16 protein-coding genes are annotated in these 15985 nt (G+C 65.1%); 8 read left to right on the top strand and 8 right to left on the bottom strand.

Features of this window, described 5'->3' with window-relative positions:
* Positions 1-42: 42 nt before the first annotated feature.
* A complete protein-coding gene (locus OIE68_RS33045) occupies positions 43-1185 on the top strand; it encodes a cation:proton antiporter (RefSeq protein ID WP_327094888.1) in 1143 nt (380 codons plus the stop codon).
* A gap of 4 nt (positions 1186-1189) precedes the next feature.
* Here the strand turns inward: OIE68_RS33045 and OIE68_RS33040 are convergent, their stop codons facing one another.
* The 3 genes from OIE68_RS33040 to OIE68_RS33030 form a co-directional block, all read right to left on the bottom strand.
* Positions 1190-1597, bottom strand: coding sequence for an RNA-binding S4 domain-containing protein (locus tag OIE68_RS33040; protein ID WP_327094887.1), 408 nt, complete (start codon positions 1595-1597; stop codon positions 1190-1192).
* 2 nt (positions 1598-1599) lie between these two features.
* The gene (locus OIE68_RS33035) at positions 1600-2265 is read right to left on the bottom strand and encodes a C40 family peptidase (RefSeq protein WP_327094886.1); all 666 of its coding nucleotides are present in this window, start codon (positions 2263-2265) and stop codon (positions 1600-1602) included.
* Between the two features lie 398 nt (positions 2266-2663).
* Positions 2664-2930 carry a hypothetical protein gene (locus OIE68_RS33030; protein ID WP_327094885.1) on the bottom strand — a complete coding sequence of 89 codons (267 nt, stop codon included), beginning with the start codon at positions 2928-2930 and terminating at the stop codon, positions 2664-2666.
* Positions 2931-3023: 93 nt separating this feature from the next.
* Between OIE68_RS33030 and OIE68_RS33025 the strand changes: the two genes are divergently transcribed.
* Positions 3024-4205 carry an ATP-binding protein gene (locus OIE68_RS33025; RefSeq protein WP_327094884.1) on the top strand — a complete coding sequence of 394 codons (1182 nt, stop codon included), beginning with the start codon at positions 3024-3026 and terminating at the stop codon, positions 4203-4205.
* A gap of 8 nt (positions 4206-4213) precedes the next feature.
* Here the strand turns inward: OIE68_RS33025 and OIE68_RS33020 are convergent, their stop codons facing one another.
* The 3 genes from OIE68_RS33020 to OIE68_RS33010 all read right to left on the bottom strand — a co-directional run bounded on the left by OIE68_RS33020 (position 4214) and on the right by OIE68_RS33010 (position 7234).
* Complete coding sequence (locus OIE68_RS33020) at positions 4214-4630, bottom strand: peptidoglycan-binding domain-containing protein (RefSeq protein WP_327094883.1); 417 nt, start codon at positions 4628-4630, stop codon at positions 4214-4216.
* A gap of 106 nt (positions 4631-4736) precedes the next feature.
* Positions 4737-5867 (bottom strand): BTAD domain-containing putative transcriptional regulator, encoded by a 1131-nt coding sequence (locus tag OIE68_RS33015; protein WP_327094882.1) that lies wholly within the window; start codon positions 5865-5867, stop codon positions 4737-4739.
* A complete protein-coding gene (locus OIE68_RS33010) occupies positions 5864-7234 on the bottom strand; it encodes a serine/threonine-protein kinase (RefSeq protein ID WP_327094881.1) in 1371 nt (456 codons plus the stop codon). The genes OIE68_RS33015 and OIE68_RS33010 overlap by 4 nt, the downstream gene beginning before the upstream one ends.
* A 275-nt stretch (positions 7235-7509) precedes the next feature.
* On the opposite strand from OIE68_RS33010, the gene OIE68_RS33005 reads away from it, so the two are divergent.
* The 6 genes from OIE68_RS33005 to OIE68_RS32980 all read left to right on the top strand — a co-directional run bounded on the left by OIE68_RS33005 (position 7510) and on the right by OIE68_RS32980 (position 15332).
* The gene (locus OIE68_RS33005; RefSeq protein ID WP_327094880.1) at positions 7510-9450 is read left to right on the top strand and encodes an acyl-CoA dehydrogenase family protein; all 1941 of its coding nucleotides are present in this window, start codon (positions 7510-7512) and stop codon (positions 9448-9450) included.
* A gap of 425 nt (positions 9451-9875) precedes the next feature.
* A complete protein-coding gene (locus OIE68_RS33000; RefSeq protein WP_327094879.1) occupies positions 9876-10883 on the top strand; it encodes an alpha/beta hydrolase in 1008 nt (335 codons plus the stop codon).
* 233 nt (positions 10884-11116) lie between these two features.
* On the top strand, positions 11117-11404 hold the full coding sequence (locus OIE68_RS32995) for a hypothetical protein (RefSeq protein ID WP_327094878.1): 288 nt from the start codon (positions 11117-11119) through the stop codon (positions 11402-11404).
* A gap of 377 nt (positions 11405-11781) precedes the next feature.
* The gene (locus tag OIE68_RS32990; RefSeq protein ID WP_327094877.1) at positions 11782-12612 is read left to right on the top strand and encodes a hypothetical protein; all 831 of its coding nucleotides are present in this window, start codon (positions 11782-11784) and stop codon (positions 12610-12612) included.
* A gap of 30 nt (positions 12613-12642) precedes the next feature.
* Positions 12643-14583: a fumarate reductase/succinate dehydrogenase flavoprotein subunit gene (locus tag OIE68_RS32985; protein ID WP_327094876.1), complete on the top strand. Its 1941-nt coding sequence runs from the start codon at positions 12643-12645 to the stop codon at positions 14581-14583.
* A gap of 2 nt (positions 14584-14585) precedes the next feature.
* A complete protein-coding gene (locus OIE68_RS32980; RefSeq protein ID WP_327094875.1) occupies positions 14586-15332 on the top strand; it encodes a succinate dehydrogenase/fumarate reductase iron-sulfur subunit in 747 nt (248 codons plus the stop codon).
* Positions 15333-15388: 56 nt separating this feature from the next.
* Here OIE68_RS32980 and OIE68_RS32975 read toward each other — a convergent pair whose 3' ends face one another.
* Positions 15389-15511 (bottom strand): hypothetical protein, encoded by a 123-nt coding sequence (locus OIE68_RS32975; RefSeq protein ID WP_281005320.1) that lies wholly within the window; start codon positions 15509-15511, stop codon positions 15389-15391.
* A gap of 239 nt (positions 15512-15750) precedes the next feature.
* Complete coding sequence (locus OIE68_RS32970) at positions 15751-15978, bottom strand: DUF397 domain-containing protein (RefSeq protein WP_327094874.1); 228 nt, start codon at positions 15976-15978, stop codon at positions 15751-15753.
* Between the last annotated feature and the right edge of the window lie 7 nt (positions 15979-15985).

The following is a 15985-nucleotide window of genomic DNA, read 5'->3' as shown; positions in this document are numbered from 1 at the left end:
TGAGAATATCGCCATCCCGGCGAAGATAGCCGCCATGCCGCAATGACCTTCGCAACCCTCGCCTTGGTCATCATGCTCGGACTGTGCGGACCGCTGCTCGCACTGCGGCAGAACTGGCACATCCCGGTGATCCTGGGTGAACTGGCCGCGGGCATTGTCTTCGGCACCACCGGATTCGGCTTCCTGCACCCCGCCGACCCGATCTTCACCTTTCTCGCCGATATGGGTTTCGCGGTCGTCATGTTCGTCGCGGGCACCCATGTCCCGGTGCGTGATCCGGCGGTTCGCTCCGCACTCGGTAAGGGCGCGGTCCGGGCCGTCCTGGTCGGATTGCTTTCCGTCGCGGCCGGATTCGGGCTGGCCCGCGGGTTCGGAACCGGACACGGTGCGATCTATGCGGTGCTGATGGCGTCCTCATCGGCGGCGCTGGTGCTGCCGATCATCGACTCGCTCGGTCTGCGGGGAAAGCCGGTACTTGCCCTCACCGCCCAGGTCGCGATAGCCGATACCGCCTGCGTGGTGGCGCTGCCGCTGGTGATCGATCCGTCGAATGCTGGCCGCGCGGCACTCGGCGCCGTCGCGGTGGCGGCCGCCGCCACTGTGCTGTTCCTGATGCTGCGCAAGCTGGAGCTGTCGGGTCGGCGGCGGCGAGTGCATCGACTGTCCGAGAAGCGCGCATTCGCCCTGGAACTGCGGGTCAGTCTCGCGGTGCTGTTCGCCTTGTGCGCATTGGCAACCCAGACCCGGGTGTCGATCATGCTCGCCGGATTCGCCGCCGGACTCGCGGTCGCCGGAATCGGGGAGCCGCGGCGCGTGGCCCGGCAACTCTTCGCGATCAATGACGGCTTCCTCGGCCCGCTATTCTTCGTCTGGCTGGGCGCCCGACTCAACCTGCGTGAATTCGGCGACCACCCACGGCTGATCGGACTCGGTATCGCACTCGGCATCGGCGCGGTGCTGGTGCACCTGAGCACCCGTGTCGCGGGACAGCCGATCGCCTTCGGCACCCTCGCGGCGGCCCAGGTCGGCGTCCCGGTCGCTGCCGTCACCGTCGGCTCGCAGCTACACGTCCTGGTGCCCGGCGAAGCATCCGCGATGATGCTCGGCGCCCTGTGCACCATCGCCGCCGCCGCACTAGCGGCCGGCCGAATCGCAACCCGCACCACAAAATCCGGCGTGAATTAGCGCCTCAGTTATCGGTGCGGCCGAGTAGACGGTCCGTCTCGCGACGTTCCCGCTTGGTGGGTCGACCAGAGCCGCGGTCGCGGCGCGGCGCGGCCACCAGAATCTCCTGAGGCGGCGGCGGAGGGCTGCGGTCGATCAAACACTGTGCGGCGATCGGAGGGCCGACACGCTTGGTGATAACGCGCTCAACGATGACAATGCGTTCGATGCCACCGGCTCGGACACGGACCTCGTCACCGGGGCGAACCGGTTGGGCCGGTTTGGCCGCAACACCATTCACCCGGACGTGTCCGCCGCGGCAGGCTTCCGCAGCCGCGGACCTGGTCTTGAAAAGACGCACCGCCCACGTCCAGGAGTCCACGCGGGCCTGGTTCGGGGCGGTGTTCTTGGTGGTCGGTTGGGCGGGTGCCACCCTTAGACCATACGGCGTGCCGTCACAACCATGTCGGGGCGCAGGGTGGTGTAGGAGACCGGCTGACCGGACTGGACCGCATTGAGCAGCTTGCCGTCGCCCGCGTAGAGGCCGACGTGGCCGCCACCGTTGGTCACCACGATATCGCCGGGCTGCAGGTCCTCGAAGGCGACCGGAGCGCCGACGTGCGACTGTTCGAAGCTGGTGCGCGGCAGTTCGACTCCGGCCTGCTTGTAGGCCCACTGGACCAGACCCGAGCAGTCGAAGCTGAACGGTCCGGAGGCACCCCAGGAGTACTGCGCGCCGACCTTGGACTTGGCGGCGTCCAGCGCGATGTCACTGGCGGTGTTGTGGAACATCTGCGGCATGGCCGGGGCGAACAAGCCGGGGAGCGACGGCGCGGCCTGCGGGGCAACGGCCTCCGGGGCGGGCGCGGCGGGCATCGAGGCGAGTGCCTGGGTGAGCTGCTGACCCAGATCCTGGGCCTGCTGGTCGAATTCCTGCGGAACCGGGACGTCGAAATCGCCGATTCCCGGAATATTGATGGTGGCTGCCATCGCGGGGATCGCGGGCATCGCACCAGTAGATGCGGCGACCGCGCCCATGACGAGCGCACCCTTGACGGAATTCGGTAGCCGCGATTCCCGCTGCAAGCTGTGTTTACCCACCGAGCCGAGTCTCCGATCTTTCTGCTCTCCCGCCGACCGGGTCAGCTGTCGGTTCGGACCGGCAGAACGGCCCCAACTCCCAGTTGAATCTCTGGGTCCCGGCACGGCGGTCGGAATTGGTGGCCCCGACAGCCGTTTTGGCGGTAACTCAGTGGCGCCGCTTCTCTTCCGAACCGACAGACTCCACTGGGTCACGAAGAGATTACGGCCAGGACGCGGTGTTGTCCAGCGCACAGACCAGCCTCTTCGCGGATGATCGAAAAATCCCAGGACGAGCGGCGCAATTGCGACACGCCCAGATGGTCACGACACGGTATCGGCGGCGCACCGCGTGTTATCGAATCGAAGTCCCAATCGGGAGTAACACTGCGCCCACCGGATTCGCCATCCACCGACTGCTACCCGTCGGATCCGGCACTCCGCTGACCGAGTGCCCGCTCCAGCTCATCGATCCGCCGCCACGCATCGGCCAAGCCGACTTCCAGCCGACCGAGCGCCACCACCAGCGGCCCCACCGCGAGATCCGCGACGAGTTGCGGATCGTCGAGACCGCCTTCGATCGCCTCCAGAATGTTGGACCGGATGTGGCCGGCCACAGGGGCTTCGGCGGGGACTTTCCAGGATTCGACCAACTCGGCGAGGGTGGGGAGTGGTTCCGTCGGCATGCCCCTCAGCATGCGATAGTTTGCTAGCAATATCTAGGACACGCCGTATATATGGCCAGATTCGGCTGACGAAACGCGCTACGGTGTCTGGGCATGGACCCCGTGCGGAATCCGTATGCTCCCGGAGCCGGACAGCGCCCACCCGAATTGGCCGGGCGCGATAAGCAACTCAAGGCCTTCGACATTGTGCTGGAGCGGATCGCGCGCGGTCGGCCGGAACGCAGCGTCATGCTCACCGGATTGCGCGGTGTCGGAAAAACCGTGCTGCTCAACCAACTTCGCTCTGCCGCGGGCTCGCGCGGTTGGGGCACAGGCAAAATCGAGGCCCGCCCGGATCAGGAACTGCGCCGCCCGCTGTCGTCCGCACTGCATATGGCCGTCCGCGCCATCGCCATGGCACACCGCAACCAGGAGCGCGTCGACGACTTCCTCGGCATACTCAAGGCTTTCGCGCTGCGCTCCACCGCCGATAAGGGCATGCGGGAGCGCTGGCAGCCCGGTATCGACGTGCCCGCGGTCACCGGTCGCGCCGACTCCGGCGATATCGAGATCGATCTGATCGAACTGCTCAAGGAGGCGGCCGCACTGGCCAGCGATATCAACGTCGGCATCGCGGTCTTCATCGACGAAATGCAGGATCTCGGTCCCGCCGATATCTCCGCGATCTGCGGCGCCTGTCACGAATTGAGCCAGGACACCGCACCTTTGATCGTGGTCGGCGCCGGGCTACCGCACCTGCCCGCAGTGCTGTCCGCCTCGAAGAGCTACTCCGAGCGACTGTTCAGCTACCACCGCATCGACCGGCTGGACCGCGAATCGGCGGATCAAGCCCTCATCGCACCGGCCGAGCGCGAAGAGGTGAAGTTCACCGAGGAAGCGCTGGATGCCCTGTACCAGAGGGCGGATGGCTATCCGTATTTCGTGCAGGCCTACGGCAAGGCCGCCTGGGATCAGGCGCCGGAGAGCCCGATCACGGCTGAGGATGTCGAGGTGGCGGCACCGAGCGCCGAAGAGGAACTGGCCGTCGGATTCTTCGGCTCCCGATACGAGCGAGCCACCCCCGCCGAACGCGAATATATGCGCGCCATGGCCGATTTGGCGGGCGATGACGGTCCGGTGCCGACCGCGGCGGTGGCCAATGAACTCGGCCGCAAACCCGCCTCACTGTCACCGGCCCGCGACGGTTTGATCAAGAAGGGACTGATCTATTCGGCCGAGCGCGGCACCATCGGGTTCACGGTGCCGCACTTCGGTCGCTATCTGCGCAGCGTGTAGTCGAAAGCTCAGAACGGCAGGGGATAGCGGTAGTCGCAATTTCCCTGCGACGTACACGCATTCTGCAGCGACCGCCAAGTAGCCGGGCCGACCACCCCGTCGTCGTAAATGCCAACGGCCCGTTGGAAGTTGCGCACCGCAGCCTTGGTCTTCGGCCCGAACTTACCGTCGACATCGACCTTGCCGTTGCCATAGCTGAAGGTCAGAAAGGCCTGGACTGCCGCGACACACGGCCCCTGGTTGCGCACCCCCTCCTGCAGTGTCGGCCTGGCCGCCAAACACTGATCGATCGACGCCGGGTACTGGACCTCGGCATGTGCGGGCGTCGCGATGGCGGCGGTTCCGGCGACCACGGCGACCCCGATGGCCGCTGCGGCAATCGCCCGGCGAATCCGATGAGCGCCGGAAAGCTGTGCTGCGTACATGATGTTCCTCGTGGTGCGCGAAAGCTTCACCCCTGCTGGCGAAGCTGGTAGCGCCAAGTTAGGAACCGCGACCAACGACCGACCAACGAAGTACTCACGACACAGCTCAGGCCAGCGGCCGCCGCACCTCGAGTGTCACCGACCCGATCCGGATGCGGTCCCCGTGCACCAGCGCGACCCGACCCCGAATGCGCTGGTCATTGACGTACACGCCATTGGCCGACCCACAATCCTCGATCCGGACCGCATCACCGTCCAACACAACGCTCGCGTGATGCCGACTGGTCTTCGCATCCTCGAGCCGGATGTCGTTATCCGCACTGCGACCGATCGTCATACCCGCCCCGGTCACCTCGAAGCGCCTGCCGTCATCGACACACAACAGCACATGGCCGAGCGTATCCAGCAGCGTCGATCCATCGGTATCCACATTGAGACGCAAGCGAATTCGGCCTCGGCTCGGCACCGGCTCACGGCGCAGGATCCGCTGTTCGAGCCCGGTCAACCGGTCACTCGGATCCATGCCCTGATCCCGCAATATTCGGCGCACGGCCCGACATGCTTCGAGCGCATCGCCGTCGCGCCCCGCTTCGTACAGCGCCGTGATCAGTTGGGCCCATAGGGTTTCGCGCAGCGGATGACGTGCGGTCAGCGCGCGCAGCTCCCCGATGACCTCGGCGGCACGGCCGGCGGCGATCTCCAGATCCAGCCGCGCCTCCAGCGTGCGCTGTCGTTCCTCGTCCATATGTGCGCAGAACGCCTCGACGAAGGTGGACATCGGCAAACCGTCCAGCGCCGCTCCGCTCCATTCCCCGAGTGCCTGTAGGAAGTCCTCGGCCGCGTGCTCGTGATCACCGCTGTCGAATGCGGCCATCGCCGAGGTCCTGGCCTGTTCGAAACGGCCGAGATCGCATTGCTCGTCGTGAATGTCGAGGCAGTAGTTGCCGGAACTGTCGGTGCGCAATATCGCGGTCGCGACCAGATCCGCGGCCTGCAGCGTGGCCCGCAGTTCGGCGATGCGATTGTGCAGGTTCGCGCGAAAACTGGGCGGCGGATCACCATCCCAGATGGTGTTCGCCAACCGCGTCGGCGAGATGGCATTGCGCCGGTTGACGACCAGAACCGCGAGCATCACCCTGGTCAGCGGTCCGCCGACGGCGAGCGGGCGACCCGCGACGTACCACCGGACCGGACCGAGGATGCGCACATCCACCGGCGTGCCGGCTCCGGGTGTCATGGCGCCGGTACGCATCGGCCGTCGAAGGCACCGTCGGCGACCCGAAATACCGGCCACTGGATGGCTTTTGCCCTCGTCTCCGGTCCGTAGATGCCGTCGACCGCGGCGCCGTGGTCGACCTGCAGATGCCGAATGGCGCGCATCATCGGGGTGTCGTACACCGTCGTCGCATCCAGTTCGATGCCGTGGCACATCGTCAGCCCCTGCCGCAAGGCCAGCACTGAATCGCCCCGATCGCCGTCATTGAGCGCGCAGCGCGAATCGTCGTGATCGGCTGCCCCGCTGGGTAATTCGAGATAGAAGTCGGTGCCGATCGGTACCCGAACGCGCCAATAGCACCGCAGCAGGCCCGGCTTCGCAGCGCTCGTCTGCGGCACTGTCGTGGGGTTCGCGCCATCGGATCGATGCGGAGTCGGCCAGACAGCGGTCATCACTGCTGCCACGACAACGACAGCGATCGCTCCGAGCGCGGCGATGCGACTGCGCGGACGACGAACCAGGCCGGACAACCCCCACCGGTATGACCAGCGTTCGGTATCGCTGACCGCCAGTTCGACGGCCCGCGCGAATTCCACACAGGTCTGATACCGCCGCTCCGGCTCCACCGCCATCGCCCGCGCGATGACCTCTTCCAGCGCCGGCGGCACATCCGGACGCACTCGAGTCGGCGCGAGCGTATCCCGCACCGTTCGGGTGCCTGCGGGCGACGGTGCACCCCCATTCGGATTCGCGCCGGTCAGCAGCGCCAACAGGGTGGCGCCGAGGGAATAGATGTCCGCCCGACGATCGACCGCGAGACCGCGCAGCACCTCCGGTGCGGCGAATGCGGGAGTGCAAGCGCGCCAACCCGTTTCGGTGACCGTCGCGGCATCCTCGACGGTGCGGGCAAGCCCGAAATCGGCCACCAGCACGCGTTCACCGTCGGCACCGTCGGCGACCAGGATGTTCGACGGTTTGACATCGCGGTGCAGCAGATTCTGCTCATGCGCGTGATGCAGCCCCTTCGCGGCCTCGCACACGATGTGCGCCGCCCGGTTCGGCGCCAATCCGCCGGGTTCTTTGTGCATGAGTTCGCCCGCATCGGTGCCGTCGACGTACTGCATCGCCATCCACAGGGCTTCGCTCTCCTCGCCCCGGTTGTAGACTGAGACGACATTCGGATGGTCCAGGCGACACACCAGATCGGCCTCACGCCGGAAAATGCTCCGATAACGATGGTTGGCGCCGAGTTGCTCGGCCAGCACCTTCAGCGCCACCTGCCGCGGCAATACCGGATCCTCGGCGAGATAGACCGCGCCCATCCCACCGGAACCGAGTGGCCGCACGATCGAATACTCCGCGAACACCTGCCCGGGCCGTAACAACACCCCTCCCCTCCAAGGGAATACAGGCCACGTCGTCTGGCGCGTTCCAGCCCACTGCGCCACATCCGCGGCTCGGTTTCAAGAAAACTCCGGCACCCCGGCGCACGGCAAGGGCTAGCTGACCCTTTCGAGCGACCTGCAAGCAATCGCTACGCCCATTTGCCTGCCTATCAAGATCATTAGAGATTGGTAGATAACGCTCTACCTCGACATCTACCGGCTGGTAACAAACCCTCCTACACTCTTATGTGATCCTGATCACGTCCGAGGAGGACATCATGGCGACTACCGCGAAAGTCGACGCCACCGAAGAACAGGCCCGCGCACTGGTCGAGGAGTCCCGCGAAACCAGTTGGGTCAAACCATCGTTCGCCAAGGAGATGTTTCTGGGACGATTCCGGCTCGATCTGATCCACCCCTATCCCCAGCCCAACGACGAGGACGCCGCGCGCACCGAGGCCTATCTGGCCCGGCTGCGGCCGTTCTGCGAATCGCTCGACGGCAGCATCATCGAGGCGGAGTCCAAGATTCCGGACGAGTACGTCAAGGGTCTGGCCGAACTCGGCTGCTTCGGCCTGAAGATCCCGGAAGAGTACGGCGGCCAAGGCCTGTCCCAGGTCGGCTACAACCGGGCCCTGATGCTGGTCGGGTCCGCGCACCCGAGCCTCGGGGTCTTGCTTTCGGCACACCAGTCGATCGGCGTGCCCGAACCGCTGAAGCTGGCGGGCACCCCGGAGCAGAAGGCCGAATTCCTGCCCCGCTGCGCGGCGGGCGCGGTCAGCGCGTTCCTGCTCACCGAGCCCGATGTCGGCTCCGACCCGGCCCGCATGGCCAGCACCGCGATTCCGACCGCGGACGGCGAGGCCTATGAGATCAACGGTGTGAAGCTGTGGACCACCAATGGCGTGGTCGCCGAACTGCTGGTGGTCATGGCCCGGATTCCCAAGAGCGAGGGCCACCGCGGCGGCATCTCGGCCTTCATCGTGGAGGCCGATTCGCCCGGCATCACGGTGGAGCGGCGCAATTCGTTCATGGGCCTGCGCGGCATCGAGAACGGTGTCACGCGGCTGCACAACGTCCGGGTACCCAAGCGCAATCTGGTCGGTCGCGAGGGCGACGGCCTGAAAATCGCGCTGACCACGCTGAATGCCGGCCGCCTCGCCATCCCGGCGCTGTGTACGGCCGCATCGAAATGGTCGCTGAAGATCGCCAGGCAGTGGTGCACCCAGCGGGTGCAGTGGGGTCGACCGGTCGGCGAGCACGCGGCGGTCGGGGAGAAGATCTCCTTCATCGCGGCCACCACCTACGCACTCGAGGCCGCGCTCGACCTTTCGGCCACCATGTGCGACGAGGCCCGCAACGATATCCGCATCGAAGCTGCCCTGGCCAAGCTCTGGGCCAGCGAAATGAGCTGCCAGATCGCCGACGAACTCGTGCAGATCCGCGGCGGTCGGGGATACGAGACGGCGGCGTCGCTGCGGGCCCGCGGTGAGCGCGCGGTCGGGGCCGAACAACTGGTCCGCGATCTACGGATCAACCGCATTTTCGAGGGGTCCAGCGAAATCATGCGGCTGCTGGTCGCCAGGGAGATGGCCGATGCCCACATGGCGGCCGCCGGTGCGCTGGTCGATCGGAATGCGGAGTTCAAGGACAAGGCCAAGGCCGCGGTCGGCGCGGGTGGTTTCTATGCCAAGTGGTTCCCGCAACTGGCGGTCGGCGCGGGCACGGTGCCCGCGACCTATGCCGAATTCGGGCCGCTGGCACGGCATTTGCGCTTCGTCGAGCGCAGCGCCCGCAAGCAGGCCAGATCGCTGATGTACGCAATGGCGCGCTGGCAGGCCGGGCTGGAATACCGGCAGAACTTCCTCGGTCGCATCGTCGATATCGGCGCGGAGTTGTTCGCGATCTCGGCCGCCTGCGTGCGCGCGCAAGCACTGCGGACCGCGGGCGCGCCGGAGGCCAAGGCCGCCGAGGAACTAGCCGATACCTTCAGCAGGCAGTCGCGGATCCGGGTGAAGAAGTTGTTCGACGCGCTGTGGGACAACACCGATGACGACGATCGCACCCTCACCCGCCACGTCCTCGACGGCCGCTACGAGTGGCTCGAGGATGGCATCTTCGATCCGAGCGAGGGCACCGGACCGTGGATCGCCGAATGGCAGACGGGTCCGTCGACCGAGGCCAACCTGCTGCGACCGTTCCTCCCGTCGACCCGGTAGCCACGCGGGCAGCTAGGCGCGGCGCCGCTACGAGCCGTCACTCATGTGTGGGTGGCGGCTCGTTCCGTGAGGAGTATCCACATATCTCGGAAAATTTCTAGATATAGACATAATTCCGATACTCGGCGTACGGTAACGGTCCTATAACTATTTATAGCGGACTCTAGGAGATCCGATCGATTACCCGATAGACGGCAATGCCACGGGTTGATCATGGACGTCTACCGGAATCTAGCGCCTGACCTATCCATTCATAGATTTACCGATCCACGGGCTCGCGCGCCCGGGACAGGTCGATCAGCGGCGTCAGTTGGACAACGCGTACATAACGGACGGTATGGCGCGCTAACGGGTCGGGAATTCCGCCCGACAACCGGGCAAGAACGCTCCGAACCGGGTGTCCTACCAGACACAGGAGAATCGTCATGTCCACGACGACTGCCCGCCGAGCCGCCGACTACGACGGCCACCGGATCACGGTATCGGCCGACGACGGCACCTCGATCGCGGTCCGCACCTTCGGCGCCGACGATGCTCAACTGACCGTCGTTTTCGCGCACGGTCACTGCCTGCGGGCCGAGTCCTGGTCATTCCTGCGCGATCAGCTGTTGCGGCAATTGGGGATGGCGGCCGACGAAGCCGGCGGACCGGGTAAGTACAGCAGCTCGGACATACGGATGGTTTTTTACGACCACCGCGGACATGGTGAATCCGGTGTTGCCCATCCCTCGACCTACACCATCGATCAACTCGGCCACGACCTCGACGCCGTGCTGCGGTCGGTCGTGCCGACCGGCCCGATCATCCTCATCGGACATTCGATGGGCGCGATGGTCACCCTCGCCTATGCCCGGCTGTTCCCGGCGACCATCGGCACCCGAGTGGTCGGCGTCGGCCTCATCGCAGGTGCGGCCAATGGCATCACCGAGGTCGGGCTCGGCCGTTTCCTGAATCGGCGAGCGGTGAACTCGTTGCAGCTCGCGGTGCTGCGGGCGCCCCGATTCATGCAGGCCTCGAAGCGTCTTTCCCGCCGGATCTTCGAACCGATCGCCCGCGAGGCGAATATGGGCACCAGGCGGACGAATCCGCGCATGGTGGCGGTGGCCGCGGCGATGATGAACGACACCCCGCTGCTCACTATGTCGAGCTTCCTTGCCTCGCTGATGACCTTCGACGAGTCCGCGTCGCTGCACCACCTCGGCGGCATTCCGGCGCTGGTGCTGGCCGGTTCGGCCGACATCGTTGTGCCCTTCGCACATTCGGTGGTACTCGCCTCGCAACTGGCGGGCTCGGAGTTGGTCCGGCTCGAGGGTGCGGGGCACAGCGTGCATCTGGAGCGGGCCGAGGAGGTGGCGTTGTCCATCGTCGCGCTGGTCGACCGGGCCATCACCGCCATGCACGGGCACGGCCCCGAATACGCCACCGCCAGCTGACGACCGTTCGTCGGAACTCACAACAGTCCGGGTAGCCAACCCTCGGCAACATTCGGGCGAACCACCGAAATTTGCGGGCACCACGAGCCAAAATCGAATTTCTCACGTACTGTGTTAAAGATCACGTTGTGTGGTGAGTCACACGACTCGGTAGAGCGCGTTTCCAGGCAGACCAGGGAATCAATCGCTACCCATCGAGTTCGTCTGCCCGCCAAGGAACACAGGAGGTATCGATGACACGCAGCGACATTGCGGACCTGCGCTACGCGGTCGGCCAGCTCCGGCAATCCATCGGCGCACTGCGCTCCCACTACGGCGACGCCAATTCGGTGCGACGACTGGAAAACGACCTCGAGCGGCTCGCCATCGATGCCGACGAACTGGAGCAGTCGCCGCCGCAGGAGATCACGCGCCGTCCGCAAGAGACCATCTACGTACCGGACAGCAAATCCGACGAAGCTGCGTGGATGGGCGCACAGGACGAGGGTCTCGGCTTCCATTCCCGCCCGCGCACAAAGTAATCCGGTTCGCGGACCCGGCGCTCCTCCGCCTCTCCGCGCCTTTTGCCGGTCGTAAGTGCGTGGGGAGTTCGCGACCGGGCCAGCGGTCGAGCACATGGTGACCCTTGGGCGTGCCCGACGAGTACCCATGTCCTTGCGAAATCAGTCGTTACGTCGAGCGCAGCTCTGAGCTGACCTGCGCAAAGGTCGGGATCGACCACCCTGTGTGGCGACCAAACCTGGATCGAATGTGGCAGAAATCACGGCCCCCTAGGCGGGTCGGCTTTGCCGGGACCCCGCTCGAGCCATAGCGGGGGTGTCGTATGGTGCTCAGCATCACATTCGATTGCGGAGGTCACGGGGACCATCCGCACAGCAGATCAGCGAGGCATCCACCTGTGAGTGCCGCACCGACCGCCGCCCCGGAAACGGGCACCGGCGTCTTCAGCAAGACCAGGGCCGCCATCTCCGCGCGCACACTGCGCACCGACCGGTGGTGGGTCCCACCGCTAGTAACCGCCGTCGGACTAGCCGCTTTCGTCATATACGCGACGATCAGATCGTATGTGCGAACGGCATATTGGGTTCCGGAGTACCACTACCTGACCCCGTTCTACTCACCGTGCGTGAGCAGCGACTGCGTCGAGGGCTCCAGCCATTTCGGCGCGTGGTTCGGACACATCCCGGCGATCCTGCCGCTGGGCTTCCTGGTGCTGCCGTTCCTGCTCGGATTCCGGCTCACCTGCTACTACTACCGCAAGGCCTACTACCGCGCGGTGTGGTTCTCCCCGCCCGCGTGCGCGGTCGCCGAACCGCACGCCAAATACACCGGCGAGACCAAACTGCCGCTGATCATCCAGAACGCGCACCGCTACTTCTTCTATGTGGCCGTGCTGGTTTCGCTGATCAACACCTATGACGCGATCACCGCGTTCCACGGCAAGACCGGCGGCTTCGGCTTCGGTCTCGGCAATATCGTGTTGGTCGGCAATGTGGTGCTGCTGTGGGCCTACACGCTGTCGTGCCATTCCTGCCGGCACATCATGGGCGGCAAGCTCAAGCACTTCTCCGCCCACCCGGTGCGGTACTGGTTCTGGACCCAGATCTCCAAGCTCAATACCCGCCATATGGCGCTGGCCTGGACCACCCTCGGCACGCTGGCGTTGACCGACTTCTACGTGATGTTGGTTGCCAGCGACACGATTTCGGACCTGCGGTTCATCAACTAACCGCCCTCACAAACCAGGAGTTTCGCGGCCATGCCAGAAGTGGAACGGCACAAGTACGACGTCGTCGTCATCGGTGCCGGGGGCGCCGGACTGCGCGCGGTGATCGAAGCACGCGAACACGGTCTTTCCGTCGCGGTGGTGTGCAAGTCGTTGTTCGGCAAGGCGCACACCGTGATGGCCGAGGGCGGATGCGCCGCCTCGATGGGTAATGCCAATGAAAAGGACAACTGGCAAGTCCATTTCAAGGACACCATGCGCGGTGGCAAGTTCCTCAACAACTGGCGTATGGCCGAACTGCACGCCCAGGAGGCGCCCGACCGGGTGTGGGAACTGGAAACCTATGGGGCGCTGTTCGATCGGACCGCCGACGGCCGGATCAGCCAGCGCAACTTCGGTGGCCACACCTACCCACGCCTGGCGCACGTCGGCGACCGCACCGGACTCGAGATCATCCGGACCATGCAGCAGAAGATCGTTTCGCTGCAGCAGGAGGATTTCGCGGAGACCGGCGACTACGAGTCACGCATCAAGGTTTTCGCCGAATGCACCATCACCGAATTGCTCAAGGACGGCGACCGGATCGCCGGTGCGTTCGGATACTGGCGCGAGTCCGGCCGGTTCGTGCTGTTCGAGGCGCCCGCCGTGGTGGTCGCGACCGGCGGCATCGGCAAGTCCTACAAGGTCACCTCGAACTCGTGGGAGTACACCGGTGACGGCCACGCGCTGGCCCTGCGGGCCGGCGCGACGCTGATCAATATGGAGTTCCTGCAGTTCCATCCGACCGGCATGGTCTGGCCGCCCAGTGTGAAGGGCATTCTGGTCACCGAGGGTGTGCGCGGTGACGGTGGGGTGCTCAAGAACACCGAAGGCAAGCGGTTCATGTTCGAGTACATTCCGCCGGTCTTCAAGGGGCAGTATGCCGAGACCGAGGAAGAGGCCGATCAGTGGTTGCGCGATAACGACTCCGCGCGCCGAACACCGGATCTGCTGCCGCGCGACGAAGTCGCCCGCGCCATCAACTCGGAGGTGAAGGCGGGACGCGGCACCGAACACGGTGGTGTGTACCTGGATATCGCCTCGCGACTGCCCGCCGAGGAGATCCGGCGGCGGCTGCCCTCGATGCACCATCAGTTCAAAGAGCTCGCGGACGTGGACATTACGAAAGAGCCGATGGAGGTCGGCCCGACGTGCCACTACGTGATGGGCGGAATCGAGGTCGATCCGGATACCGGCGCGGCGACCGTGCCCGGCTTGTTCGCCGCGGGTGAGTGTTCCGGTGGTATGCACGGCTCGAACCGGCTCGGCGGCAATTCGCTGTCCGATCTGCTGGTATTCGGCCGGCGGGCCGGGCTCGGCGCCGCGACCTACGTCGAACAGCTTTCCGCGCGACCAGCCGTGGCCGATGCCGATATCGACGCGGCCGCGAAAGCCGCTGTGGCACCGTTCGATCCGCCCGCCGAAGGTACCGGGGAGAACCCGTACACCCTGCACACCGATCTGCAGCAGGCCATGAACGATCTGGTCGGCATCATCCGCAAGGAACACGAGTTGCAGGAGGCCATCGAGCGCCTCGCCGAATTGCGGACCCGCTTCAACAGTGTGACCGTCGAGGGGCATCGGCAGTTCAACCCGGGCTGGCATCTCGCCCTCGACCTGCGCAATATGCTGCTGATCAGCGAATGTGTCGCCCAAGCGGCACTACTGCGCACCGAGAGTCGTGGTGGACACACCCGCGACGACTTCCCCGCGATGGATCCGGAGTGGCGCAACAAGCTGCTGGTGTGCGCGATCGATTCCGCCGATGCGGACGGACCGGTGCCCGGCGTGCGGGTCACCCCGGAGGACCAGATCCCGATGCGGGACGATCTGCTCGCGCTCTTCGATCTGGGTGAGCTCGAAAAGTATTACAACTCAGCCGATCTCGCCTCCCATCCGGCAGGTTCGGTTTCGGCCACGGAAGGCGAGGCGTAAGAATGGGTTACGACGCCAAATTCCGCGTGTGGCGCGGTGATATCGACGGCGGGGAACTGCACGACTTCACCGTCCAGGTGAACGAGGGCGAGGTGGTGCTCGACATCATCCACCGGCTGCAGGCCACCCAGGCGCCGGATCTCGCGGTGCGGTGGAATTGCAAAGCGGGCAAATGCGGTTCGTGTTCGGCCGAGGTGAACGGACGGCCGCGGCTGCTGTGCATGACCCGGATGTCGACCTTCCAGCCGGACGAGCTGATCACCGTCACGCCGATGCGCACCTTCCCGGTGATCCGCGATCTGGTGACCGATGTGTCGTTCAACTACCAGAAGGCAAGGGAGATACCGTCTTTCACGCCGCCGGAGGATCTGAAGCCGGGCGACTACCGGATGCAGCAGGTCGATGTGGAGCGTTCCCAGGAGTTCCGCAAGTGCATCGAATGTTTCCTGTGCCAGGACACTTGTCATGTGGTCCGCGACCACGAGGAGAACAAGGAGTCGTTCGCCGGTCCGCGCTTCCTGATGCGAATCGCCGAATTGGAGATGCATCCGCTCGATGTGGCCGATCGTCGCGATCTGGCTCAGGAAGAGCAGGGGCTCGGGCTCTGCAATATCACCAAATGCTGTACCGAGGTCTGCCCCGAGCACATCAAGATCACCGATAATGCTCTGATTCCGATGAAGGAGCGGGTGGCGGACAAGAAGTACGATCCGCTGGTCTGGTTGGGCAACAAGCTCTTCCGGCGCTGATCAACCGATACTGGACCACCGGCCGGGGTAGGAATACCCGGCCGGTCGGCGCACCCTTATAACAACGCGACAACCCCGACGGCGACGACCCATACCAGCACCCCGACGAAGAGTGCCGAGAGGAACGAGCCGGTCAGGACAAATACGCCGACCGCGGACACCGCGAAAAGCAGTGCCACGATCAGCCATTCAACCCAATCGCCCGGCCGCAATTTCTTGTACCGGGGATGGGAACTCTTGAGCCCACGGTCCACAAGATGTGGGCTACCCGTAATGACCCTCGGCAAACGCGATTTCGTTGTCGAATCTGCGCTATTTCGTGATCTTCCCGAGCACATCCGATCAATACGGCGGGACCCAGTCTGACGTCACATGACTGGACCCGGCGGCCGGCACAACGCCCGCCGGGTCCGTCGCCCTACGACTCGGGCCGGTCGAACTCACCATCGTGCACACCCGCTGTGAAGGCGGACCATTCACCGGGAGTGAAGACCAGAACCGGCCCGTCCGGGTCCTTACCGTCGCGCAGCGCCACATGCCCGGCATCCAATAGCGCCACCTCGACGCTGTCCTTACCCGCGCCCTCGCCGGCTTTACGCCAGACCGCACCGGTCAAATCGACTTTCGCGCCCTCATTGATGCTCACGCCCGCA

Origin of the sequence: Nocardia vinacea (assembly GCF_035920345.1) — a bacterium.
Classification (GTDB): Bacteria; Actinomycetota; Actinomycetes; order Mycobacteriales; family Mycobacteriaceae; genus Nocardia; species Nocardia vinacea_A.
The sequence above is the reverse complement of the archived record's forward strand: the minus strand, read 5'-3'. Positions and strand labels throughout refer to the sequence as shown.

Coding starts and splice junctions, on each gene's coding strand:
- OIE68_RS33005 (WP_327094880.1), top strand. CDS start 7,510: ATGGCGACTACCGCGAAAGTCGACGCCACCGAAGAACAGGCCCGCGCA.
- OIE68_RS33015 (WP_327094882.1), bottom strand. CDS start 5,867: ATGACACCCGGAGCCGGCACGCCGGTGGATGTGCGCATCCTCGGTCCG.
- OIE68_RS33020 (WP_327094883.1), bottom strand. CDS start 4,630: ATGTACGCAGCACAGCTTTCCGGCGCTCATCGGATTCGCCGGGCGATT.
- OIE68_RS33000 (WP_327094879.1), top strand. CDS start 9,876: ATGTCCACGACGACTGCCCGCCGAGCCGCCGACTACGACGGCCACCGG.
- OIE68_RS33025 (WP_327094884.1), top strand. CDS start 3,024: ATGGACCCCGTGCGGAATCCGTATGCTCCCGGAGCCGGACAGCGCCCA.
- OIE68_RS32985 (WP_327094876.1), top strand. CDS start 12,643: ATGCCAGAAGTGGAACGGCACAAGTACGACGTCGTCGTCATCGGTGCC.
- OIE68_RS32980 (WP_327094875.1), top strand. CDS start 14,586: ATGGGTTACGACGCCAAATTCCGCGTGTGGCGCGGTGATATCGACGGC.
- OIE68_RS33045 (WP_327094888.1), top strand. CDS start 43: ATGACCTTCGCAACCCTCGCCTTGGTCATCATGCTCGGACTGTGCGGA.
- OIE68_RS33030 (WP_327094885.1), bottom strand. CDS start 2,930: ATGCCGACGGAACCACTCCCCACCCTCGCCGAGTTGGTCGAATCCTGG.
- OIE68_RS32995 (WP_327094878.1), top strand. CDS start 11,117: ATGACACGCAGCGACATTGCGGACCTGCGCTACGCGGTCGGCCAGCTC.